The 22074-nt window shown below is 57.3% G+C and carries 28 protein-coding genes and 2 pseudogenes; 15 read left to right on the top strand and 15 right to left on the bottom strand.

Annotation, left to right across the window (positions count from 1 at the left end; all coding sequences use genetic code 11):
• Positions 1-94: 94 nt before the first annotated feature.
• Complete coding sequence (locus B7L72_RS08755; protein ID WP_016915953.1) at positions 95-283, top strand: hypothetical protein; 189 nt, start codon at positions 95-97, stop codon at positions 281-283.
• Between the two features lie 127 nt (positions 284-410).
• Here B7L72_RS08755 and B7L72_RS08760 read toward each other — a convergent pair whose 3' ends face one another.
• Complete coding sequence (locus B7L72_RS08760; protein ID WP_081138795.1) at positions 411-1265, bottom strand: Tim44 domain-containing protein; 855 nt, start codon at positions 1263-1265, stop codon at positions 411-413.
• A gap of 142 nt (positions 1266-1407) precedes the next feature.
• On the opposite strand from B7L72_RS08760, the gene B7L72_RS08765 reads away from it, so the two are divergent.
• Positions 1408-1983 (top strand): isochorismatase family protein, encoded by a 576-nt coding sequence (locus B7L72_RS08765; RefSeq protein ID WP_081193817.1) that lies wholly within the window; start codon positions 1408-1410, stop codon positions 1981-1983.
• Here the strand turns inward: B7L72_RS08765 and yaaA are convergent.
• Together yaaA and B7L72_RS08775 are read right to left on the bottom strand one after the other, a co-directional pair.
• The gene (yaaA, locus tag B7L72_RS08770; protein ID WP_081193819.1) at positions 1980-2765 is read right to left on the bottom strand and encodes a peroxide stress protein YaaA; all 786 of its coding nucleotides are present in this window, start codon (positions 2763-2765) and stop codon (positions 1980-1982) included. The genes B7L72_RS08765 and yaaA overlap by 4 nt on opposite strands.
• A gap of 150 nt (positions 2766-2915) precedes the next feature.
• Positions 2916-3947: an NADP(H)-dependent aldo-keto reductase gene (locus B7L72_RS08775; RefSeq protein ID WP_081193821.1), complete on the bottom strand. Its 1032-nt coding sequence runs from the start codon at positions 3945-3947 to the stop codon at positions 2916-2918.
• Positions 3948-4195: 248 nt separating this feature from the next.
• On the opposite strand from B7L72_RS08775, the gene B7L72_RS08780 reads away from it, so the two are divergent.
• Together B7L72_RS08780 and B7L72_RS08785 are read left to right on the top strand one after the other, a co-directional pair.
• Positions 4196-4693: a tetratricopeptide repeat protein gene (locus tag B7L72_RS08780; protein WP_081193823.1), complete on the top strand. Its 498-nt coding sequence runs from the start codon at positions 4196-4198 to the stop codon at positions 4691-4693.
• 50 nt (positions 4694-4743) lie between these two features.
• On the top strand, positions 4744-5253 hold the full coding sequence (locus tag B7L72_RS08785) for a hypothetical protein (protein WP_039183447.1): 510 nt from the start codon (positions 4744-4746) through the stop codon (positions 5251-5253).
• Here the strand turns inward: B7L72_RS08785 and B7L72_RS08790 are convergent, their stop codons facing one another.
• The 6 genes from B7L72_RS08790 to B7L72_RS08815 form a co-directional block, all read right to left on the bottom strand.
• Positions 5254-5799: an LOG family protein gene (locus tag B7L72_RS08790; protein WP_039183446.1), complete on the bottom strand. Its 546-nt coding sequence runs from the start codon at positions 5797-5799 to the stop codon at positions 5254-5256.
• Between the two features lie 50 nt (positions 5800-5849).
• Positions 5850-6371: a DUF501 domain-containing protein gene (locus B7L72_RS08795; RefSeq protein ID WP_081193825.1), complete on the bottom strand. Its 522-nt coding sequence runs from the start codon at positions 6369-6371 to the stop codon at positions 5850-5852.
• 12 nt (positions 6372-6383) lie between these two features.
• Positions 6384-6686: a hypothetical protein gene (locus B7L72_RS08800; RefSeq protein ID WP_081193827.1), complete on the bottom strand. Its 303-nt coding sequence runs from the start codon at positions 6684-6686 to the stop codon at positions 6384-6386.
• A 39-nt stretch (positions 6687-6725) separates the two neighbouring features.
• Entirely contained in the window at positions 6726-7133 is a 408-nt protein-coding gene (locus B7L72_RS08805) for an acyl-CoA thioesterase (RefSeq protein WP_039183441.1), read from the bottom strand.
• 64 nt (positions 7134-7197) lie between these two features.
• Positions 7198-8004: a hypothetical protein gene (locus B7L72_RS08810; RefSeq protein WP_081193829.1), complete on the bottom strand. Its 807-nt coding sequence runs from the start codon at positions 8002-8004 to the stop codon at positions 7198-7200.
• Positions 8005-8129: 125 nt separating this feature from the next.
• Entirely contained in the window at positions 8130-8561 is a 432-nt protein-coding gene (locus B7L72_RS08815; RefSeq protein ID WP_081193831.1) for a hypothetical protein, read from the bottom strand.
• Positions 8562-8599: 38 nt separating this feature from the next.
• On the opposite strand from B7L72_RS08815, the gene B7L72_RS08820 reads away from it, so the two are divergent.
• The gene (locus B7L72_RS08820; protein ID WP_081193833.1) at positions 8600-9763 is read left to right on the top strand and encodes a MalY/PatB family protein; all 1164 of its coding nucleotides are present in this window, start codon (positions 8600-8602) and stop codon (positions 9761-9763) included.
• 23 nt (positions 9764-9786) lie between these two features.
• Here the strand turns inward: B7L72_RS08820 and B7L72_RS08825 are convergent, their stop codons facing one another.
• Complete coding sequence (locus B7L72_RS08825; protein WP_081193835.1) at positions 9787-10731, bottom strand: tetratricopeptide repeat protein; 945 nt, start codon at positions 10729-10731, stop codon at positions 9787-9789.
• A 550-nt stretch (positions 10732-11281) separates the two neighbouring features.
• Between B7L72_RS08825 and B7L72_RS08830 the strand changes: the two genes are divergently transcribed.
• From B7L72_RS08830 to B7L72_RS08865, 7 genes are all read left to right on the top strand, one after another.
• Positions 11282-12427: an amine dehydrogenase large subunit gene (locus B7L72_RS08830; RefSeq protein ID WP_081193837.1), complete on the top strand. Its 1146-nt coding sequence runs from the start codon at positions 11282-11284 to the stop codon at positions 12425-12427.
• Positions 12428-12433: 6 nt separating this feature from the next.
• Complete coding sequence (locus B7L72_RS08835) at positions 12434-12964, top strand: MauE/DoxX family redox-associated membrane protein (RefSeq protein WP_081193839.1); 531 nt, start codon at positions 12434-12436, stop codon at positions 12962-12964.
• A 16-nt stretch (positions 12965-12980) separates the two neighbouring features.
• Positions 12981-13574, top strand: coding sequence for a methylamine dehydrogenase accessory protein MauD (mauD, locus tag B7L72_RS08840; protein ID WP_081193841.1), 594 nt, complete (start codon positions 12981-12983; stop codon positions 13572-13574).
• Positions 13575-13590: 16 nt separating this feature from the next.
• Positions 13591-14130, top strand: coding sequence for a methylamine dehydrogenase light chain (locus B7L72_RS08845; RefSeq protein ID WP_081193843.1), 540 nt, complete (start codon positions 13591-13593; stop codon positions 14128-14130).
• The gene (locus tag B7L72_RS08850; RefSeq protein ID WP_254893785.1) at positions 14123-14581 is read left to right on the top strand and encodes a c-type cytochrome; all 459 of its coding nucleotides are present in this window, start codon (positions 14123-14125) and stop codon (positions 14579-14581) included. The genes B7L72_RS08845 and B7L72_RS08850 overlap by 8 nt, the downstream gene beginning before the upstream one ends.
• Positions 14571-15074 carry a cytochrome c gene (locus tag B7L72_RS08855; protein ID WP_139788487.1) on the top strand — a complete coding sequence of 168 codons (504 nt, stop codon included), beginning with the start codon at positions 14571-14573 and terminating at the stop codon, positions 15072-15074. The genes B7L72_RS08850 and B7L72_RS08855 overlap by 11 nt, the downstream gene beginning before the upstream one ends.
• A 510-nt stretch (positions 15075-15584) precedes the next feature.
• Positions 15585-15944 carry a hypothetical protein gene (locus B7L72_RS08865; RefSeq protein ID WP_081193849.1) on the top strand — a complete coding sequence of 120 codons (360 nt, stop codon included), beginning with the start codon at positions 15585-15587 and terminating at the stop codon, positions 15942-15944.
• Positions 15945-15948: 4 nt separating this feature from the next.
• On the opposite strand, the pseudogene B7L72_RS08870 reads toward B7L72_RS08865, so the two are convergent.
• Positions 15949-16236 (bottom strand): annotated as a pseudogene (locus B7L72_RS08870) (transposase); the annotation flags it as partial.
• A gap of 32 nt (positions 16237-16268) precedes the next feature.
• Positions 16269-16472, bottom strand: a pseudogene (locus B7L72_RS08875) (transposase domain-containing protein); the annotation flags it as partial.
• 180 nt (positions 16473-16652) lie between these two features.
• On the opposite strand from B7L72_RS08875, the gene B7L72_RS08880 reads away from it, so the two are divergent.
• The 3 genes from B7L72_RS08880 to B7L72_RS08890 are packed head-to-tail and all read left to right on the top strand — an operon-like array spanning position 16653 to position 19857.
• Positions 16653-17915 (top strand): site-specific integrase, encoded by a 1263-nt coding sequence (locus B7L72_RS08880; protein ID WP_081193851.1) that lies wholly within the window; start codon positions 16653-16655, stop codon positions 17913-17915.
• On the top strand, positions 17912-18856 hold the full coding sequence (locus tag B7L72_RS08885) for a tyrosine-type recombinase/integrase (RefSeq protein ID WP_081194004.1): 945 nt from the start codon (positions 17912-17914) through the stop codon (positions 18854-18856). Before B7L72_RS08880 ends, B7L72_RS08885 begins: the two co-directional genes overlap by 4 nt.
• A complete protein-coding gene (locus B7L72_RS08890; protein WP_081193853.1) occupies positions 18853-19857 on the top strand; it encodes a site-specific integrase in 1005 nt (334 codons plus the stop codon). The genes B7L72_RS08885 and B7L72_RS08890 overlap by 4 nt, the downstream gene beginning before the upstream one ends.
• Before the next feature lie 111 nt (positions 19858-19968).
• Here B7L72_RS08890 and tnpC read toward each other — a convergent pair whose 3' ends face one another.
• From tnpC to tnpA, 3 genes are read right to left on the bottom strand one after another with little or no spacing between them, the layout of a single operon-like run.
• Positions 19969-21321, bottom strand: coding sequence for an IS66 family transposase (gene tnpC, locus B7L72_RS08895; RefSeq protein ID WP_176212862.1), 1353 nt, complete (start codon positions 21319-21321; stop codon positions 19969-19971).
• A 25-nt stretch (positions 21322-21346) separates the two neighbouring features.
• Positions 21347-21694 (bottom strand): IS66 family insertion sequence element accessory protein TnpB, encoded by a 348-nt coding sequence (gene tnpB, locus B7L72_RS08900; protein ID WP_081193857.1) that lies wholly within the window; start codon positions 21692-21694, stop codon positions 21347-21349.
• The gene (tnpA, locus tag B7L72_RS08905; protein WP_081193859.1) at positions 21694-21993 is read right to left on the bottom strand and encodes an IS66 family insertion sequence element accessory protein TnpA; all 300 of its coding nucleotides are present in this window, start codon (positions 21991-21993) and stop codon (positions 21694-21696) included. The genes tnpB and tnpA overlap by 1 nt, the downstream gene beginning before the upstream one ends.
• Between the last annotated feature and the right edge of the window lie 81 nt (positions 21994-22074).

The following is a 22074-nucleotide window of genomic DNA, read 5'->3' on the forward strand; positions in this document are numbered from 1 at the left end:
AACAACTCCTTACTCTTCACATCTGGTGTACAACCCTGTGCTCTTTTAGTATGTAATTGAATGATTTGGAGTAATGGCTCAGGAGGAGAACCACATGAATACGACGATCATCAAGAAGCTGGCGACTGCGCTTTTCATTGCGCTGATGGTAGGTGGTCTGGCGGCCTGTGATAATCAGGGCCCCGCCGAGGAGGCTGGCGAAAGCATTGATAACAGCATCGAAAGCGCCGGTGAAAGCCTGGAAGAGATGGGCGAGAGCATCGAAGAGTCTGCCGAAAACTAAATTTGAAAAACTAAATCTGAAAAACCAAGCAATGCATCACCCGCTATCCGAACCTGACGGGTCAAGCATAAAAAACAGCCGCTGAATCAGCGGCTGTTTTGCGTTGCAGCGGTCAATGACCCGCGTATCAGGCACCCGGGTTCTGTTCGATGCCTTGCAGGTACCAGGGAGCCTGGTCACGCATGGCGCGTGTGAGGTGCCAGGTTTCGTTGAACTCGGTCTGTTCGCCGTTCTCTTCCAGTAGGCCATGGAAGATGACCGTGGCTTCGGCAACGCCGTCGTACTCATTGATATCGCCAAGCTCGGCGAACAGGCGCACGACCTCCGTGCGGTTGTTGGCAGGCTCCTGTGCGCGCTCTTCGCGCAGCAGGTTGTAGAGCTCGGGGGTCACGTACTCCTGAATCTGGCTGAAGTCGTTATTGTCCCAGGCGCGCTGCAGCGTCATGAAGTGCTCCTTGGCGCCGCCGAGAAAGCGCTCTTTGTCGAACCAGGCAGGCGTGCTTTGCAGACCGCTGGCTAAACTGCCGGGAGCTGCCGACGAAGAGAAGCTGGTGGGAGCCGCGGGGGCAGCGTCACCATGCTGTTCGCGCTGATAACCCGCTTGCGTGGCAGGACGACGTTGGCGCATGAAGGCGCGGAACGCGAAGACGGCGAGCGCTGCGACACCCACCATGACCAGCAGGTCCATCATGCGCAGCTCGTCGAAGGCGCCGCCAAAGAACAGCGCTGCCAGCAAGCCACCGGCCAGCAGGCCGCCCATCATGCCACCCATGCCGCCACGGCGAGCTGCAGCAGCGCCTGCCTGACCCTGCTGGGCAGGCTGGGCCTGTTGTTGGGCAGGCGTGCTGGCGGGGCGGTCCGCCGAGCGAGACATACTGCCCACGTTGCCACCACCGCCCATGCGGCGCGCTTCGGCATACTCGATAGCGGCACTCATACCCATCACGCTGACCAGCAGCATGACAAAAAACTGTCGTAACATTGAGGTTTCTCCCTTCAGGATGCAGAAAACGGAAGGCGCCGGGAACCCAGCTCCCAATCCATAAACGAGGGCCAGTGTACCGTGTAACGTCCTGTCTGGGTTATGCTGACACACACTATAAAGACAAAAGTAAGGTGAAAAAGTGCGTATTCATAAGACAGATAGTCTGCTGCTGCTGATCGATTTCCAGGCCGGATTACTGCCCGTCATCGAGGGCGGCGAACTGGCCATTCGCGAAGCGGCCTGGCTGGCTGGGGTGGCCGAGATGCTGCAGGTGCCACGCTGGCTGACTGAACAGTACCCGGAGCGTTTAGGCGGTACGGAGGCGGGGCTGGTAAAGGCTGTGGGCACACATGAACGATGGCAAAAAACGCATTTCAGCGTCATGGAAGAGCCTGACTTTGCACAGGCCCTCAAAGCGCTGGGGCGGCATCAGATCATCGTTTGTGGCACGGAAGCCCATATTTGCGTACTGCAAAGTGTGCTGGGCCTGCGGGAGGCGGGCTACGAGGTGTTCTGGCTGAGCGAAGCAACGGCCAGTCGCCGCCGCGAAGAGGCGCAGCTGGCCAGGGCGCGTGCCTGTGCGGCAGGCGCGGTGGCCGTCAGCGCCGACATGGTGGCATATGAGTGGCTGCACCGCTGTGACACCCCGCTTTTCAAGGAGGTGCACCAGCGCTTCCTCAAACCGCGCTCACCATGGCCGGTAACCTTTTTCTAGCGGTCGCGGTCGGCTTCCTTGCGGGTAAAGACCAGCGTATCACCTTCCGATGCGGCCGAGTCGAAGCGATAACCTGCCACATCGAACGATGTCAGGGCATCGGGGTCGTTGATCTGTTGCTGGATGATCCACGCGCTCATCAAGCCACGGGCTTTCTTGGCATAGAAGCTGATGATCTTGAACGTACCGTTTTTTTCGTCCTTGAACACTGGCGTAATGATGCGTGCATCCAGCTTCCGAGTGTCGATGGCCTTGAAGTATTCGTTCGAGGCCAGGTTGACCAGTACCCTGGAACCACTTTCTTCCATTGCCTGGTCGAGCGCGGGAGTCACCACAGGCTTCCAGTAGGCATAAAGGTCCTTGCCAGCATCGTTGGGCAGTTTGGTGCCCATTTCCAGACGGTAGGCCTGAATGAGATCCAGCGGGCGCAGCAAGCCGTAGAGACCCGAGAGGATACGCAGATGCTGCTGCGCAAAGCGGTTGTCTGCCTCGCTGAAGGTCTCGGCCTGCAGGCCGGTATACACGTCTCCTTGAAATGCCTGAACGGCGGGCTTGGCGTTGTCGAGGGAGAAGGGGGGCTGCCATTCGGCAAAGCGCGCGGCATTGAGCCCGGCCAGCTTGTCGCTAATGCCCATCAAATCGCTCAGCTGTTGAGGTGAATAACCACGCAAGATATCGATCAGCGGCTGGCCATGCTCCAGAAAATCAGGCTGTGTCACCTGGTCGGTAGTGGAGGGCGTTTCGAAATCCAGCGTTTTGGCCGGGGAAATGACGCTCAGCATGGCGGGCTCCTTTTGCCGTGACCAAGGATAAGCCACTGCCCTACGCTAACGTGCGGGCAGTGACGAGAAATCGTGCAGCTATTATATCAAGCCTTGGGGTGTGCCAAGGCTATCGGGGTGATAGCGGCAGGGCTATCGGGCGCAGGGGCATCAGGGGCAGTGGTTCGGCATGCGGCGATGAATGTCATCGATGGCCGTGAGCACGTCTTCGTCCAGTTTGAGCCCTTCGCTGGCGAGGTTGCTTTCCAGCTGGTCCATGGTCGTCGCGCCGATGATGTTGCTGGTCAAGAAGCTGCGCGAGTTGACGAAGGCCAGCGCCATCTGCGCGGGGTCCAGGTCGTGCTCTCGGGCCAGGTCCACGTAAGCCTGTGTCGCTGCTTCCGCTTCTGGCGAGGTGTAGCGCTTGAAACGCTCATACAGCGTCAGGCGGCCCTTGGGAGGCTGGGCGCCGTTGAGGTATTTGCCTGATAGAACGCCAAAACCCAGTGGAGAATAGGCCAGCAGCCCGACATCTTCACGATGAGCGATTTCTGCCAGACCCACCTCGAAGGAGCGGTTCAACAGGTTATAGGGGTTCTGAATGGAGGCCACCCGGGGCAGGCCCAACTGCTCCGAAAGATGCAGCATGCGCATGACGCCCCAGGGGGTCTCGTTGGAGAGACCTACGGCGCGAATTTTGCCTGCATCGACGAGTTCCTTCAGTGCCGACAGGGTTTCTTCGAGAGAGGTGGTCTCTTCCTGGGCATCGTGCACATAACCCAACTTGCCAAAGAAGTTGGTGCTGCGCTCGGGCCAGTGCAGTTGATAAAGATCCACGTAGTCGGTCTGGAGCCGCTCGAGACTGGTGTCGATGGCCTGATGAAGGTGCTCCCGGCTCATCTTGGGCCCGCCGCGAATATGATCCAGGCCCGGGCCGGCTGCCTTGGTGGCGATGATCACGTCATCACGGGCGCCGCGGGCCTTCAGCCAGGTGCCAATATAGCGTTCGGTGAGACCCTGCGTCTCCGCCTTGGGGGGAACCGGATACATTTCCGCTGTGTCGATGAAGTTGATGCCAAACGCAACGGCTCGATCCAGCTGTTCGTGAGCTTCGGTTTCGCTGTTTTGCTCACCAAAGGTCATGGTACCTAAACATAGGCGACTGACATCGATTCCCGTTCTACCCAAGGGGCGCGTTTGCATGACTCTCTCCTTATTGAGACGAAATGTGCTCGGGCGGCATGGCGCCGAAGGGTGCCATTTTCGACCAGTGGCAGCCATGTTAACGAGGCGCTACAAAAGCAGCAAATCAATAGGGTTGAGTCGGCGCCAAGGCAAGCGTATGCTTGCCAGCCCATTGATCGGCCCAGCGCCGGTTTATCGCGTGGTTAGCGGCTCCTGAACGGCGCTAGCCGAAGTTTTCCCTGGTAAAAGAGGCAGGGTGGTTCGCCATGCCGCAAGTATCATCGCTGTTGACTCGGCTGGAGTTTCGTCTGGCCGAGCAGCTGTTTCACACGCGCTGGCTGTTGCCGCGCTCACCGCGTACCCAGCGACTGACGATGCGTCTTTTCAAGCGTTGTGCGGAAGCGGGGCATCCTGATGCCCAGTCGCTGTACGGGCACATGCTGTTTCATCGTAGCGTGTCGCCTCAGGATAAAGCGCGCGGAGCCCGCTATGTATTGGAAGCGGCCCAGGCGGGTGATGTAAAGTCACAGTATCAGCTTGCGTATATCTACGAGCATGGCTGCGTGCAGTATCCGCGGCGCGAGGATTACGCGGTGACCTGGTATGCACGAGCGGCTCAAGCAGGGCATTATCTGGCGGCACAGCGTTTGGCACGTGCTTACAGCCGAGGTGAGCTAGGGCTGGTGGTGGACCAGGCTCAGGCAGCCTACTGGCTGCGCCTGGCTGAACAGCCTTTACTGGCAGGGCGCAGGGCTGCGGCGTGAGTGCGCTTGCAGCCGGTCGTTTGCCCGACGATAGACTGATGAGGAATGCAGTGTCCGAGACGCTACCAACAGTGCTGGATATTGAAGCGTCCGGATTTGGACGTGGCAGCTACCCGATCGAGGTTGGCATCGCGCGTGCCGACGGCAGCTGCTGCGCGTTTCTGATTCAGCCCCTCGAAGAGTGGACCCACTGGGATCCGAAGGCCGAACTGCTGCATGGTATTTCCCGTGATCGCTTGATCAAGGAGGGCTACCCGGTGCGCCAGGTGGCCCACTGGCTCAACGACGAGCTGCGCGGGCTTGGCAAGGCATACAGCGATAGCTGGGGCTACGACAATACCTGGCTGTCGCTGCTGTTCCATCATGCGGGCATGCTGCCTCGGTTTCGTCTGGAGGCGCTACGCATTCTGATGAGCGAAGAGCAGCAGGCGATCTGGAGTGCCACCAAGGAAGCCATCGTGGCCGAACGCAGTATCCATCGCCATCGGGCAGGCGAGGATGCGCGCCTGTTGCAACTGACGTATCAGCGCACCCTCGCCCAGCTGGTTCGCGCGTCCTGACTAGCGGAGCTGCGCTTCCAGCATGTCCAGCAAGTGAGCAGGCGTGGGCGCGTCCAGCAGCATGTCCCGCGTTGCCTGGGCCATGAATCCGTGGCCAACGGTGCCATCCAGGAAGGTCAGTAGCGGGGCATAGAAACCGTCGGTGTCCAGCAGGCCCATGGGCTTGTCATGGAGACCCAGATAGCCCCACGTCCATATCTCGAACAGCTCTTCAAACGTGCCAATGCCGCCGGGCAGGGCGATGAATGCATCGGCGTTGGCCGCCATGGTCGCCTTGCGTTCGTGCATGTTGGGGACGCGAATCAATTCGGTCAGCCCGAAGTGCGCCTGTTCGCGCTCCACCAGGTGGTCCGGCATGACGCCGATGACGTCACCGCCCGCAGCCAGGGCAGCATTGGCCAGCTCCCCCATCAGACCAACCCGTGCGCCACCATATACCAGGGTGTGGCCGCGCTGTGCCAGTGCGCTTCCCAGCGTATTCGCAGCGTGACGAAAGGCGGGGCTGCTGCCCTCGCGTGAACCGAGGTAGACACATATCCGTGACATGGTGACGAGTCCTTATCGTAAACGGGTAGGGGCGATATTTTGCTGCCGTATCAAGCCACGCAGCGTTGCACGTCGTAATGCTCATCCATCCATTGGCCGATCACATTGTGGCCGCACAAGTGGTGTGCATACTGCGTGTGCAGGCAGCGTACCTGCTGCCAGTTGCTGATGCCGCCAACGCCACGCTCGGTGAGCACATCGGTATAGCCTAGCCGTGCGACTGCTTCCCGCTGGGCCTCGCTCATGAAATGCCAGCGTGCCGCCACGTAATCCTCATGGCTGTGTCGATAGGCGGCGAGAAACTCGGGTTCCTCCTGCAGGCGCTGCTCCAGCGACTTGATGACGCCCACGGCCTCGATACGCGAGATCTCGATCTTGAGCAGATCCGAGCAGAGCCAGTACAGGGTAGGAAACGGTTTGTCGTCAACGATGGGGGCCATGCGCAGCACGAGAGGGGTGCCATGCGCATCGGTGGCTGCAACGGCTTCGATACCGCGTGGGGCACGCCCGAGCTGCTGGGTGATAATCGCCAATTGGCGTTCGTCGGGTGCTTGGTCGGTACGAATAACCATTGCTGAGGGGTCTCACTGTTGGTCGTCTTGGACGAATTTGGTCGAACGGCCTACGGCTCTGAAAAAGCAGCGGTTCAGCTGTTCCGGTGACGCCACGTAGCGCCATTTCTCTTCACAGTACTCCGCCGCACGGGCCATCAGCACATCATAGAGCCGATTGAACGGGGCATCATAATCGTAGGGGTCTGCGCCAAACAAGCGGATGTGCGGGTAATCGGCAAAACGCTCCATGAAATAGCGCTCCAGGTCGGCCTCGACGGCGCGGTGCTGCGCCGTATTGTCGGGATCGATCCAGAGATTGTAGCGGATAGCCATAAGGACTCCTGATGCCCCGCCCTGGGTGGCCCAAGCGGATCAGGCTGTTGCGGGCTCGGCGACTAAATGGGTGGAAAGTGCCCGACGCAGCTCTCCTTCGAGGGGGACGGCACGCTTGGCATGATGGTCATAATGCACCATGACCGTGTGTCCCAGGTTCGTCAACGTTTCGCGTTGGCGTGCTTCCTGGGTCACGGTGAAGGAGCTGTTGCCCAGCCGAGTCAGGTAGGTACGTATTTCGATATCGTGGCCATAAAACAGCTCAGCGCGATAATCGATCTCCATTCGGGCCATGATCAGGCGCCACTGGCGTGGATTCAAATCAGGGGTGAAGAGCTTGAAAAGATCATTACGCGCCAGCTCGAACCAGGCGGGCAGGCGGGTATTGTTGATATGGCCCAGAGCGTCAGTATCGTAAAAGGCTGGCTCGATGATACGTGTAAACATCGCTTTATCCTTGTTATGGAGGTGTCAAAATACCTTGTCAGCATTCACCCAAGCGAGCGCTTGGTCAAGCGCGGCGTCGATGATACCAGGCGGTGAGCTGCATCCAGCCCAGCAGCCAGAGCGTCGCCACGGCAAACCCGGCCAGTGTGCCCCAGAAAAGTCCCAGCGTGTCGTAGGTATAGGAAACGCATAGCGCATAGCACAGCAGTGAGCCCAGGCCCATGGGGTAGTGCTTGATGACCGTGGCCACGGGCGCATGGCCGTGGTTCAAGTGCAGGATGAGTAAAAAGGGCAGCATGGTGACAGGAAACGCGGCCAGAGTCCCCGCCCACTCCGGTGGAACCCAGTGGGCGATCCGGGTGATGGTGAAGATGATGACGGTGGCCAGCGTGGCGCGTGCCAATAATGCTGACCAGGAAAATGCCTTTCCGCCCGAGCTTTTGACATCGGGCACCGCACGAAATAGCCAGCTGAACAGCACGATGGCGCACAGCGTGACCAGTGTCCCGGTGACACGCGTAAAGCTGAACTGTGCCAACAGCGTGCTGACGGCCAGCCAGGCAACGAAACCACCCAGTACACCGCCGAGTACGCCCGGCATGCCGGGGCGGCGACCCGCCACGATATAACCAGCTCCAAGGGCCATGGTGGCGGTAAAGCCTGCCAGGGTATGGACGGCGCTTGCGCTGGCAAAGTCCGTAGAGATTTCCAGGCCAATGAAAAACAGCGCCAGTGCCGTGCCCAGCGGGTAGCCCGAGAGCAGTCCAGCCACGCGTGGGCTGGCGCGAACGGCGACCGCCCCCAGCCCCAATACCATGCTGACTGACAACCCCAGTTTGGCCAGTTGCCAGGTGAGCGGAACTTCTATCATGCGGCGATTTCCTTGCTTTATTATGTGATTTATTAGTGGTGTGACGTGGCTGGCTACCAAACCTGCTGGTTTCAAGCCCAAATCGCCGGTGCGCAAGCGCCGCTGAGCCCGTTTTCAGCCAGAGCCTAAACCAGGCGCAGCCCCTGCTGGTCTTGCCAGGCCGCCTCCAGCGCTTGCTCGAGCGGTGCCTTGAGATGCTCGGGCAGTGCGGCGTGGGCATCGTTCAGCGACACGAAGTCACGGTTGCGCAGCCAGCAGTAGGCCCAGGCGCACGCCTCTTCTTCGCTTTGCGGCGCAGGGCGGGCAGGCATCTGGTTGAGCAGAAACACCGCCGTACGAGGCGCCCAGAGCGGTATTTCAGCGCTCTTCTCTACGCTCCACTGTCGGAGTGTCGCGCCATTGGGGGTCGATTCCGGCGTGCCCAACTTCGCGACGCGAGCCGTTTCCGCCAGAATCAGCGCCAACTGGTCTCCATCGGCTCTGCCTAGCGACAGCCACTGACGCAGCAGCGCCGGGAGCCCCCTGCGCACCTTGGTATAAAAGTCATCTTGCGGCATGCTGCGTGACTACCTCGTAAACATAAGTGAGACCGATCATGGCATTCGATTTTGCCACGCCTGTTGAGCGACGCGCCCCTGCTGGAGGTTATGCATCCCAAAAATGGCACCGCTTTGGTGCCGACGTGTTGCCGCTGTGGGTGGCCGACATGGACTTTCGCTCGCCCCCTGCCGTGATAGACGCGCTGCGGGCACGGGTCGATCATGGCGTCTACGGGTACGGCGAAGTGCCCGCCAGTTTGCCCGATACTCTCTGCCAATGGAGCGCCCAGCACTATGGCTGGACGATTGAGCCGAGCTGGCAGCAGTGGCTGCCAGGCGTGGTGCCGGCGCTGCACTTTGCCGCCATGGCGCTGACCCAGCCAGGCGAAGGTATCTTGACGGTCGCCCCGATCTATCCCCCCTTCATGGCGGTGGCTGCCCGTACAGGGCGCGTGGCGCAGCAGGCGATGTTAGCCGAGCCCGCCGCCCCTGGCGAGCCCTGGACGCTGGATATTGCCGCGCTGGAAGCGGCCATTACCCCACAAACGCGGCTGCTGCTATGGTGCCATCCCCACAACCCAACGGGGCGCGTCTGGTCCACAGAGGAACTGACAGCCCTGGCAGCGTTGGTGGAGCGCCATGACCTGTGGGTGGTCTCGGATGAACTGCACTGTGACCTGCTATTGGGAGAGGGCGACAAGCATCGCCCGTTGGCGGCCATGTTTCCCACCCTGGCCAAGCGCACCATCACGCTGTGGGCACCGTCCAAAACCTTCAACCTGGCCGGGTTGACCAGCGCCTGTGCCGTCATCGCCGATGCCGAACTGAGAGGGCGCTTTGCCACGGCCACCAAAGGGTTCTTGCCCGATGGCAATGTACTGGGACTGGTGGCTGCCGAGGCTGCCTACCGTGACGGGGAGCCGTGGCGGCAGGCGTTGCTGAAGGTGCTACGCAGCCATCGGGCAACGCTGGAAGCACGCGTGGCCACGTGGCCCGGTGTCTCGCTGAGCGCGCCAGAGTCCACCTATCTGGCGTGGCTGGATATGCGTAAGGCGGGTCTGGGGGCGTCTCCCGCTCAGGTGCTGTTGGAGCAGGCAGGCGTCGCGTTGTCGGACGGTGCCGCGTTTGGCTGCCCGGGGTTCGTACGGCTCAATTTTGGAACCACCGCTTCCCAGCTGGAAGCGGCGTTATCGCGGATGGATACGCTGCTAAACGCGTGATGCGCTGTGCTGGTTGTACAGCATCAATAAAGCAGGGCGAACAGCTTGCGGCGGTAGGTGACCGTCAACGGGTGGTCGGCTCCCAGCGCATCGAATACCTGCAGTAGCGTTTTGCGGGCCGCGTCGTCGTTATAGGCGCGGTCCTGCTTCATCAGCGCCAGCAGGGCTTCCAGGCCTGCGTCGTACTGGCCATCGGCCACCTGGCGCAGCGCCCGCTGGTATTGAGCTTCGCTATCCGTGCGCTCGCCCAGTGCAGCGATCTCTTCGGCAGGTAGCGCCTGTTCGCTGAACTCGATGCTGGCGCGCACGCCGCGCGCGGGCGCGGCATCGCGCTCTTCGGGGGGCAAATTGTCCAACACACTGCGCGCCTCTTCACCGCGGCCTTCGGCGACCAGCGCTTTGGCCAACCCCACCTGATACGCGTAGTGCTCGGGATATTGGCCCATCAGCGTTTGGTAGATCTCCCGTGCGCCAGCGGCGTCGCCAGCCCCCAAGGCTTCCTCTGCCTGCTCTTCGGGGCTGAGCGGTGCATCACCGGGAGCAGGGAAGTAGCGATTGAGCCACTCGCGGACTTCTTTCTCTGGCAACGCCCCCTGGAAGCTATCCACCAGGCCACCCTGGCTCACCAGCTTCACGTCTGGCACCGAGCGCACGCCAAGCTGGCTGGCAATTTCCGGGTTGGCTTCCACGTCCAGCGTGGCCAGCAGAAACGCCCCGGCATACTCGACGGCCAGCTTCTCGAGCACCGGCATCAGGTTTTTGCACGGCTCGCACCAGGGTGCCCAGCAATCCAGGAGTACCGGTACCTGCATGGACGCTTCCAGCACCTGCTGAATATTGCCCGCGTTCAGTTCGATGATGACCTCTTCGCGAGTAACGGAGGGGCGCTCGCCCTGTGCAGCAGCACTCTGGCTGGTCGCGGGGTCGGCCGTCAAAGGGTTGCCGGTGCGTGGATCGATAATCGACATGGGTAAACTCTGCATCGCGTGAAAAAGGTTACCTCATGATATGCAGGCATGCTCAAGAGGATTCAAGGAAAAGAGAGGAATAAAACTCAAGGGCGGCCATGTGCCCTGATGGAGCGACGGACCCCGGCTCCATGTCGGGTCTTTCTCTGTATATGCGGTGCCCAGCGTATGAACGCATGCACAGGCCAAAAGTGCTAAGCGACGTTTAGTCACAAAGACCTTAGCGTGGGGCAGAACGTCTATTGCTCGCGGCTGTGTATGGCGCTGGCGGTCTTTGCCAGGCAAAACTGCACTGAAAAGTAGCAGCTTTTTTATGTTATGCGCTTTCGTGGGCGATGCTGCGTTGGTTCTGCTGGACGGGCGATGGTTGGGCGGGTGATATGGGTGGCAAGCCTTATTGTTAGCATGCAATCTAAGTGTTCGAATATTAAATGGTTTTTTAATTTAAAAGCTGTTTTTTTTAGGACTTTTGGGAGGGGTTGGCGCGGTTTTTGCTTCGGGTGAATTGATTAAAAATTAATAAGCAGTCTAAATTCTCCGGAGATGATTAATGATTTGGTCAAGACTTACTCTGATGGCATTGGGTGGTATAACGCTAGGTGGCTTGGCGAATGCAAGCGACGATTTTGTCCCAGAAGAGTTGACGGTGATGGAGCATATAGCTCCTGGGCCCAATGTGTTCGTTTTGGACCAGCTCTGGAGTGGGGCCAGTCGTGCAAACGTCATTTCTCAGGATGACTTGACGGTTAAGGGGAACTTGAGTTTTGGCATCGTGGGGCAGATGGCGTTGAGTCATGACGCGAAAACGCTCTTTAGCATGTCGGCCTATGCCAAGCGAATTTCTTATGGCCCAACGGAAGTCGTACTTCAAGAGTTTGATGTCGATACGCTGAGTTTACAGCGTGAAATCATCATTCCCGACATCGCCGCTCAAGTGGCGCCTTCGAATGCCATCCTCGCGCTCTCCTACGATGATCGCTATGCGTTCGTGCAGAATGCGACACCCGCGACCTCCGTTTCGATCGTAGATCTGCAGTCGGGGGAGTTCGTTCAAGAGGTGCCTAATCCTGGTTGCTTCGGCGTGTTCCCTGCCAGTGATTCGGTGCAGTTTTCCACCGTGTGCGGTGACGGGCGTTTTCAATCTTTCTCTTTAGGTAGCGATGGCCAGTTTGGCTCACCACAGCACAGCGAACAGATCTTCGATGCCGTGTCTGACCCCCTTTTCATAGTGGGCAAGCGGGCGGATGACGAGCTGGTGTTTGTCTCTTTCTTCGGTAACGTTTATCGGCTTTCCGATAGCGGTGACGCGGTGTCACTGACGAACACTTTTTCGATCACGGATGGCGTAGATGGGGACTGGGCACCCGGCGGCGTTGATGTGGCGGCTTACAATGAAGCGAACGGCGTGCTGTTCGTGACTATGCACTCAGATGCTTATAACGGAAGCCATAAGAATGCGGCCGAGGAAGTCTGGGCGGTGGATCTAAGCAGTGGTGATGTTCTTAGCCGAACCCCTGTCCACGAACTGTCATCGATCTCGGTAACTGAGGGTGACGCTCCCATCCTATTTGGTCTGGACGAAGAGAGCACACTGACTCGCTATGACGTGGATGTAGATGCCGGTTTTACGTTATCGCCCGCGGCTAGCTTAGAAGGTGTCGGTGACTGGACCGTTTATGCGATTGCGGGGAAATAGACGCTCATGGATTTCTCTGAATTGGGGGCGCTGACCTATTTAGTGCTATTAGCACTCATCTTAGCCCAGTCAGTATGGCACAAAGTTAACGACTACGGACGTTTTCTCGGCCTAGTTGCCAACTATCGATTAGTGCCCGGTTTTCTGGAGGAGGGGGTGTCGCGCACGCTCATTGCCCTAGAAGCGCTACTTGTAGTGCTCTTGGTTTTTCCTGCCACAGCGGTGTTGGCATCGTTGTCGGGTGGCGTGTTGCTACTTGTCTACGCCGCCGCCATGGGGATCAATCTCCTGCGTGGTCGCCAGTTGATCGATTGTGGCTGTGGTGGCCGTGCTCAGCCCGTGTCGTGGCTGTTAGTGCTGCGCAACCTGACATTGGCATTACTCGCTTTACTGCCTGCCATTTTCGACGCTGGTGAGCCCAGTAAGATGGAGTTGACCGTTGCGCTGTTGGCGGGAGCCGTTTTGTGGCTGACCTACAATCTTGCGGGACAAGTCATAGAAAACAATCGATTGTTATCCAGTCTTCGTCAATTTTGAGATGTGAGAGTAGCTTATGACCCTCTTAACGTTCGTCGTTTCACTGCTAAGCCTACTGGTCCTGGGTTTGATTTTTGGCTTTTTCGTATTGGCCCGACAGATCGGAATTCTATATGAGCGAGTCTCTCCTGTGGGGGCAATGATTAATGATAGCGGACCAAAAATAGGCGAAGTGTCACCTGCTTTTAATCTGTCTAGCCTGACGGGGGGGCAAGTGCAAGTGGGTAGTCCCTCCTCACGTCACACGCTGATTTTTTTTCTCTCGCCTACCTGTCCGATTTGTAAAAAACTGCTGCCAGTACTGAGTTCTATTGACAAGAGTGAAGCCAACTGGCTCTCGGTCGTGCTGGCAAGTGATGGTGACGAAAAAAATCACTATGAGTTTATCGAAAGCGCGAAGCTAGGGAGGTTTCCTTATGTGATTTCAGAGCAGTTAGGCGTGACTTATAGAGTATCGAGGCTTCCCTTTGCCGTTCTTTTAGACGATGAGGGCGTGGTAAGAGCAAAAGGACTTGTTAACACAAGAGAGCAGTTGGAAAGTCTCTTTAATGCACTCGAAACTGGCTATGCATCTATACAAGATCTGGCTAGCAAAGAAGCCCAACACTAATTTTTGAGAGATAATAATGGCTAACTTACTAGATGCTCTTCTTAACATTATTGACAAGAACTCTGAAAAAGGCGTGCGGAATGTCGCACGGCAGCATGGTCGGCGCTCATTCTTGGCAAAAGCGAGCACACTGTTTGCAGGTGCGATGATGGCGCCTATTTTGCCATTTGACCGCTCGTTGGGTGGAGCCGCGATGGCGAGTGACATTGTCACGGATGAGAACGACTGTGCTTATTGGAAGCACTGTGCACTAGACGGTAATCTCTGCTCTACATCGGGCGGTTCATTAACGAGTTGCCCCCCTGGTTCCGAAGCATCACAGGTCGCCTGGGTGGGGACGTGCCGCAATCCCAACGACGGCAAGGATTACCTGGTCTCCTACAACGACTGCTGTGGCCGTGCTTCAGTGCCCAGCGCGACATTCTGTTTCCGCAGTGAAGGCGAGCGTCCTGGGTATCGAATGGGCCTGCATAATGACATCAACTGGTGCATGGCCAATACGAACAAGGGGTATCACTGCACGGTATCGGTCGTCGTGGGTCTGGCAGATGCTTAGTGCACGGGGCCCATCTGCATTGGTAACGTGTCTCTTGCTCACTGCTAGTCCTCTAGGGCTAGCAGATGGAGATGACCTGTTTCAGCAAAACTGCAGCAGTTGCCACGGTGTCGGCGCGGTGGGCATACCAGGGTTGGCCCCGCCATTGAAGAATCCTGCTCTATGGGGCGCTCTAGACGACGATGCCCTCCGCTATCTCGTTGGTGTTGCCACCAATGGCATGAGTGGAAAGCTCGAAGTCGATGGCCAAGTCTATCAGGGCATGGTCATGCCACCCATGCGCCACCTCGACCCAAACGACCTTGCGAGTATTGCCGGTTATGTTCTCTCTGACGTGAACGGTGTGTCAGTAACTCCTTCCGAAAGCGACGTCATCGCATTACAAAGCGAGTCGATGAATCATGGCTCGTTGCGAGCGCTGCGCAACTCTGGGGGAGGAGATGATCAGTAAACCTGTTTGTACGCTAGCGATCGTTTTAACGACTGCGATGAGTCCAGCGGGGGGATCATGGGCGGTCGACCATCAGCCAACTCAGCCGTGGCAGCCAACGGGAGCGCAAAATCAAAAAGAGGGAAGATCACCGGAAGCGAGCTACTTATTGCACTGTTCAGGGTGCCACCGCCGGGATGGTACGGGGGTCGAGCATGCGGGTATCCCTCCTTTTCCCGGCTTCATCGACAAGTTTTTCAATGACGACGCGGGCAGGCTGTACATGATGCATGTCCCCGGCGTCGCCAGCACCAGCTTGCCAAGTGCTGAGCTGGCAGACTTGATGAACTATGTGGTAGACAAATGGGGGGGTGAAAATGTGACGTATTTCACCGAGGAGGAGGTGAGGCATCTACGAAGCCAACATGTCGATGATGTCGTCGCGTTGCGTCGAGCTATTACTCAACGGTTCGAAAGCGAAGGCATCGACATGCCTAGCTATCCTTGGCCTTAAAAAATTCAGCTAGCAAAGCCCCGGTGCACTACTTCTTCAGGACGGGGCATGCACACAAAAAAGCCGATCCTCGAAAGAATCGGCTTTTTCTATGTTTGGTAGCGGGGACCGGATTTGAACCGATGACCTTCGGGTTATGAGCCGGATTAACTTTGATTCCATTATGTTGCCTTGTTTGTTATTATTTGTCCTAAATATCTATGAGTAAAGGTTTTTATCTATTTCGCAGATTGCTAATTTGGTGGTTTAAAGTCAATTGAGCTCACTTAATTTTGTCACAAAATTAAAATCGAAATTTACATCAAAAATGGCCGTAAGGTTGCTGCTGATGTCCTTTTAGCCCAGAAATAAATATACTCGCCGCCGCCCCTGCTGCTACTGCGGGCTTAGGCTAGGATCAATCTAGATCAGCTCAATAGTTTGAAGAAGGATAAAGATGTGCTGACAGAGAATCTCGAAAGCAAGGTATAAAAAAGAGCGCTTCGAAAGAGGCTATCACTGAGGAATGTTGTGACAAGTTTGCCACTATCGAAGATCAAATCCCCTTCCGGTGTGCTCGCTGAGATTGAGCGGGTCAGTATTAATATTGCCAATCAATTGCCCGTGTCGTCATGGCTGGATGCTGAATTAGCCGATACCTTACTTGCCTACCATCCCGTTTCGGTGCAAAAGGTATCGAGACATTACGAAGTGGTCAGTGGATTTCGTGCGTTTCATGCCGTTAGTGCCTTGCTGGATCCGGAGGCCTCCATCTCGGTAGGCATCACAGATGCTCACGAATCTGATCTAATCAGCGGGGCATTGTTTGAGCTTATTACTCACAGTCTGATGCATTGTCCTGAGGCTCTGGATGCGAAAGAGCGTGTCTAAGTGCCTATTCAAAATTAATCGCGCACTCAGTGCCATAGCCATCGAGTAGCCGGTGTACCTCATCACAGAGGTTATCAAACGAAAGATACGCACTCAGCGGCAGCCATGCATACTTCATCTGCCGCCACAGAATCTCAATCAGATTCAGCTCCGGCGAGTAAGCCGATAAGTAGACCAGATGAACACGATGCGACATCCACTCGAGTATTTTCCGCCTGAAGGCCTTGGAGCGATGCATGCTGGCATTGTCGAGCACCACCACGGCGAAGGTGTCGGGGTCTTTCTGGGTAAGCGCTCCACCAACCCCACCTGTTGCGGCCTGAGTTAGACCGGTAGAGTGTCTTTCCAGCACCAGGGCAGCAGCGTGCCGAGGTCGTCATGCTCACCGAGGGTTGGCAGGGTCTCGAACACGAACTGCAGGTACTCGTAGGGCGAGAGGCCGTTGGCCCTGGCCGTCTCGATCAGGCTGTAGATTGCCGCGCTGGCCTGGGCACCGCTCGGTGTGTGGCTGAACAGCCAGTTCTTGCGGTTATGGAAACACTTCCATAACCGCAATTATCCTCAACCCTCAGTTATGGAAAGTTTCTGAGATAGTCCCTTCAAGATCGCTTTCTTACCGCTGCCTCGTGCCATTGGCAGTGATGATTTGCCTTCCATAATTACTGGTGGTGTTGTTTTAGCTCCCCCTCATCAGGAAGGAGAGCCACCATGTTTGAGTCTACTCATTCGTTGTATGCACTGGCGCATCAGTGGTTTGCCGATTCGCCGCTCAGTAATAATGAAGATGCTTATGTTCAGTTCCTAATCGAGCGCGGTTACGCGGTTGGTACGATCCAGGGATATTTCAGCAGCGTCGCGCATTTCGCCCATTGGTGCAGGACGCAACAAGTCGGTCTTGGCGATATCGATGAAGCGCTGGTTAACCGCTTTATGGATGAGCACCTGCCGGTTTGTCGATGTGCCGTCCGGTGCCGACGCGCACCTCGCGAGATGCACGCTGCGCTTGGGCATCTGTTTGCGATGCTCTGTGCTAAGGGGCATGGTATCCAGGCGGATAGTTCCCCGGTTTCCGCTCCTATCGCAACAGAACTTGAGGATTTCGACCGCCATCTTACTGAGGTACGAGGACTGGCACCAACCACGCGTTCAGTCCGGTTACGTCATTTGCGCGATTTTCTCATCTACTGTTTTAGCTCCGGGCCGGTGCACCTTAAGCGGCTCGGACTGTCGGATGTAATCCGTTTTATCGCCCATTACACGGCGGACTGGGCTCCGGCGTCGATACTTACCGCCACCACTTCGTTGCGCTGTTACTTCGCGTTCCGGGCCAGTCAGGGCGAGCAGACCTCCGCGTTGATCGCCGCTCTGCCTCGGATCGCGCAGTGGCGGCTGGCTGGACTGCCGCAGGTTCTGTCCAACGCAGAGATAGATCAGCTACTCGGTGCCTTCGATCGCTACCAGGCCACTGGCAAGCGCGATTACGCAATCGCGCGTTGCCTGCTCGATCTGGGCTTGCGTCGAACAGAAGTGGCTCGTCTGTGCTTGGACGATGTGGATTGGCGGACCGGAACACTGATCATTCGCAGTAAGGGCAAACGCACCGATGTGTTGCCTCTGCCCGATGTCACTGGGCATGCTATCGCCGAGTACTTGCTGGATGGTCGACCGAAAACCACGCGCCGAGAGCTGTTCGTTCGGCACCGGCCACCCCTCAATGCGGCAGCTGATCCGGATATCGTGCGCAACGCCATTCGTTATGCGGCGAAGCGCTGTGGACTCGAACACTGTATTCGCGGGACTCACATTCTGCGGCATACCCTGGCCGGTCGACTGGTGCAGGGCGGCGCCCGGTTCAAGGAGATTGCCGACCTGCTGCGCCATCGCAGTCTGGATACCACCACAATCTATGCCAAAGTCGATCTTGAGGCGTTGGCTCAGGTGGCTCTACCGTGGCCGGGGAGGTTGTCATGAGCACTCCTGTGACATTTACCGCTCGGGTCGACGCCTATCTGGATTACCGCCGACAGGCCGGCTTTGCATTAAAGATCGAGGGCGAACAACTGGCGCGGTTCGCGCGGTTCGCTGATCATATCTCGCCTGGGGGAGCTCTGACCATGCAGCTGGCTGAACAGTGGGCTTGCGCCTCAGGCCGACCAGGTCCGCTCACCGCTGCCCGCCGAATGGAACTCTTGCGCCCCTTCGCCCGCTATTGCCAACAGTTCGATCCGGCCACTGAGATTCCGCCCCGTGGGCGCTTTGGACCCGCTCACCGTCGTCTGACGCCACATGTTTTTACTGACGCCGAGATCCGTGCGCTGCTCGTGGCCTGTGCCGATCTACACCCGCCCGGCGGCTTGCGGGGGATCTGTTGCGCCACGCTCTTTGGACTGATTGCTTCGACGGGACTGCGGACATCGGAGGCCACCGGCTTGCAACGCCCAGATGTCGATCTCGATCGCAGTTTGCTGCATATCCAGAACACCAAGTTCGGCAAGTCACGTTGGGTACCGCTGCACTCCACCACGACACAGGCTTTGCAGCGCTACGTACAGCAACGAGATCGAGATCCTTTTGCGGCTACTACCGAGGCTTTCTTCCTCTTTGACTACGGCCGACCCGCGACCACGCAGGGCCTGGAATATGCATTCAAACTATTGCGACAATGGTTGCATTGGCGCTCCCGAGGCGGTCACCCGGCACCGCGTATTTATGATCTTCGCCACACCTTTGCCTGCCGTAACCTTGAGCGCTGGTATGCGCAGGGCCTCGACATCGACTGCCATATCCTGGCGCTATCTACCTACCTCGGTCATGCCAAGATCACCGACACTTACTGGTATCTCACCGCAACGCCCGAGTTGCTGGCCCGGGCAGCTCAACGCCTGGAACAATTTCAAGGAGGTGGCTTATGAGTACCTCGGTGCCGGTAACTTTTCCGTGCTTGCTACAGCAGTTTTTTGTGCAGCGCTTGATGCAGCAGCGCCAGGCCAGTCCGAATACCGTATCAGCCTATCGAGATACCTTTCGGTTGCTGCTGACATTTGCCCATCGGCGTCTTGGAAAACATCCCAGCGAACTTACGATGGACGATCTGAACGCCACGCTCGTTCTGGATTTCCTTCACTACCTCGAAGAGGAGCGCCACAACTCGGTTCGCAGCCGTAACGCACGATTTGCGGCGATCCGGTCGTTCATGGAGTACGTGTCCTTTCAGGAGCCTTCGGCCCTTGCCACCGCGCAGTCCGTGCTCGCCATCCCCATGAAGCGTTTTGAACAGCAACTGATTGGGTTCCTTTCGCGTGAACACATGGCAGCGATTCTTGACGCACCGGATCGCAATACCTGGACGGGACAGCGGGATCGGGTGATGTTAGCAACACTTTACAATACCGGCGCTCGCGTCTCCGAACTGATCGGAATGCGGCTAGAAGATCTGGTGCTTGGCCCCAGCGCTTCCGTGCGTATTCGCGGCAAAGGACGCAAGGAACGGTCGACACCCTTGTGGCCTGAGACGGCCGCGCAGCTTAAACGCTGGTTAAGAGCCTATCCTCGCCAGCCTGATCAACCGCTGTTTCCAAGTCGATCAGGCACCACTCTGACGCGCATAGGTGTGACTGAACGCTTGAAGCTTGCGGTCAGAGCAGTCGCTGCGCAATATCCCGAACTGGCCAAACGACGAGTATTTCCGCATCTGATTCGACATTCCATTGCCATGCATATGTTGCAAGCCGGTGTTGATATCACCGTCATTGCGCTATGGCTCGGGCATGAAAGCCCGGAGACCACTCACAAATATGTCGAAGCAGATCTGGCGATGAAGGATCGGGCATTGAAAAGCATCCAGGCGCCTTCCCAGGCATTGCCGCGGTACCAGCCATCGGACAGCGTGTTGGCGTTTTTACAGAGTCTCTAATTATGCAGGATTTATAGGGACCACCAACATTCAAGCAACACAGGGTAGATGCTGCTAAGTGCATCAACTGCCGAGCAAATCAGCATCTATCCTGACCATCTTTCAGAGCACTCAAAGACCACACCCTTCCATAACTGAGAGCCGAGGATAATTGCGTCCCATCGGGATCGGGCGAAGTGCTCTTTCCAGGTGATTGGTATCGAGTGGTACCGCCGGATCTTCAAGGAACACCCGCAGCGCCTGTTCACGATTCAAGAGGTAATTCAGTGCTTGGGTGAACGGTTGCTTCGGTAGCAGGGTGGTGCGTAGCAGCTGCTCATGACACCACTGATAAAGCTCGTCGACTATCGGCTTGCTGTGATTCAGTCGGTGCTCGCGCAGCGTATCGTCTTTAAGGTTTTTTTCCGCCGCTTCAGTTTCAAGCCGGTAGAGCTGTCGGATCAGGCCGATCGCTTGTGCAGCGGCTTGCGGCTCATCGTTCTCGGCTTCGATAAATTGGCGCCGGGTATGCGCCCAACACTGGGCGTGAGTCACGCCCTGGCACTGCTCGGCGTAGCGTGCATAAGCAGCATAGCCGTCACTGAGCAACGTGCCCTCAAACTCGCGTTTTAATGTGTTTCCGATATGCAAGCGCCCTCGGCTGGCCGAGTAGGTGAACACCACCTCGTGCTGGTCTCCGTACAGGGGCCAGAACCAAGCCTGTTTCATCTTACCTTTCCGGGATTTGCCCGCTTTGATCGGCGTCTCATCCATCGCCAGCACCTTGCTGCGCAGCACATTATCAAGCTGTGCCTGGACGATGGGCCGAAGCAGTTCAATGGCGCGTTTAGTGAGGTTGGTCAGGGTGGCGCGACTGAGCGTAATACCGGCGCTCTGGATGCGCTGATGTTGACGGTACAGCGGCAGGTGGTACTGGAACTTATCCACCAGCAGCCCCGCCAGAAGGCTGACATCGGCGATGCTGCGCTCGAGCACATTATCCGGCGCCGGGCAGGCTTCGGGCTTTTGCTGGTTTTTGTGCTTGAGTACTGGGCGGTTGTATTGCAGTACCACGTAGCTGGCCGGACGCTGGGCCAGACGATACACGGTTTTGGTGGCGATCACTTCGTATTGATCCGCCTCGGAGCCGGACAACTCAGGGGGCTGGATGTCGATAATTTCTACTGGGACGTCATCATTGAAGCGCAGCCCGTTATCATTTACGCAGTCGTCAGGGCGTTGTTTCTTGGCGGTGCCGCGCTGATAGATAACGGTTTGCTTTTCACCTTCGGGCTGTACGGGCTCGGCGCTATCGCCCAGATCCAGGCCGCCCTGGTAAGGGTTCTCGACGGGACGTTTTTCCGACTTCTGACCGAACAGCTGTTTCTCGAACCAGCGCACGCGGTTGCGCAAAGACGCGTTTTCCGCTTCGAGACTTTGGCATTTATCAGCCAGAGATTGAGTCGATGGTGTGGCGCTTTTCATGCCGGGGATTATACCAGCCAAGGCCTCAAGCCGCATGCCGATAACGCTTGAACCGCCGCAGTTTTTGCACTTCGATGCCTTCAAGCAACAACTGCAAGTCAGTCCAACTAAGACTGCGCTGTCCCGTGGGTGAAGCTCGCACCTGGAACTGTCCCTGCTCGAGACGTTTGCTCCACACGCAGTACCCAGAAGACTCGAAGTAGAGAACTTTCATCATCGTCTTGCGCCGATTGACGAACACGAAGTAATGGCCACTTAACGGGTCTTGTTCCAATTGGTTTTTCACCAAAGCGCTCAAGCCATTATAAGATTTGCGCATGTCCGTGGGTTCGGTGCGCAACCAGATGCGAGCTTGTTGGCTAGGGACGAACATCAGCTTTGGCTCAGCGTCAGCTCGACTCCGCCGCCGAGGCTTAAGACAATGTGCCAACCGCCAGACTCAGATGCTCCAAGTGACGCCAGATCGATAAACGATGCTTGCGGGGAAGAAGCTTCACCCGGCGCTATTTTCTCATCCGCTTGGCTGAGCCGCTTTCGCCACTGGCAGAAGCTGGCGTAGCCCAGTGCTCGCTCTTCGCAAAATTGTTTGGCGGACTGGCCGCTGGCTTGCCACTGATCAATCAGTGATTGCCATTGTTCAGCGCTGCGACGCGGGGTGTAGGTTTTGGTCATGGTTAAGCCTCCTCAAAGAATGAGAGGCTATGCTATCGTGCGATATTCGGGCTGGATAGAACGCTGTAGAATGAACGCTTA

This window comes from Halomonas sp. BC1 (assembly GCF_002078135.1).
Taxonomy (GTDB): Bacteria; Pseudomonadota; Gammaproteobacteria; order Pseudomonadales; family Halomonadaceae; genus Vreelandella; species Vreelandella stevensii.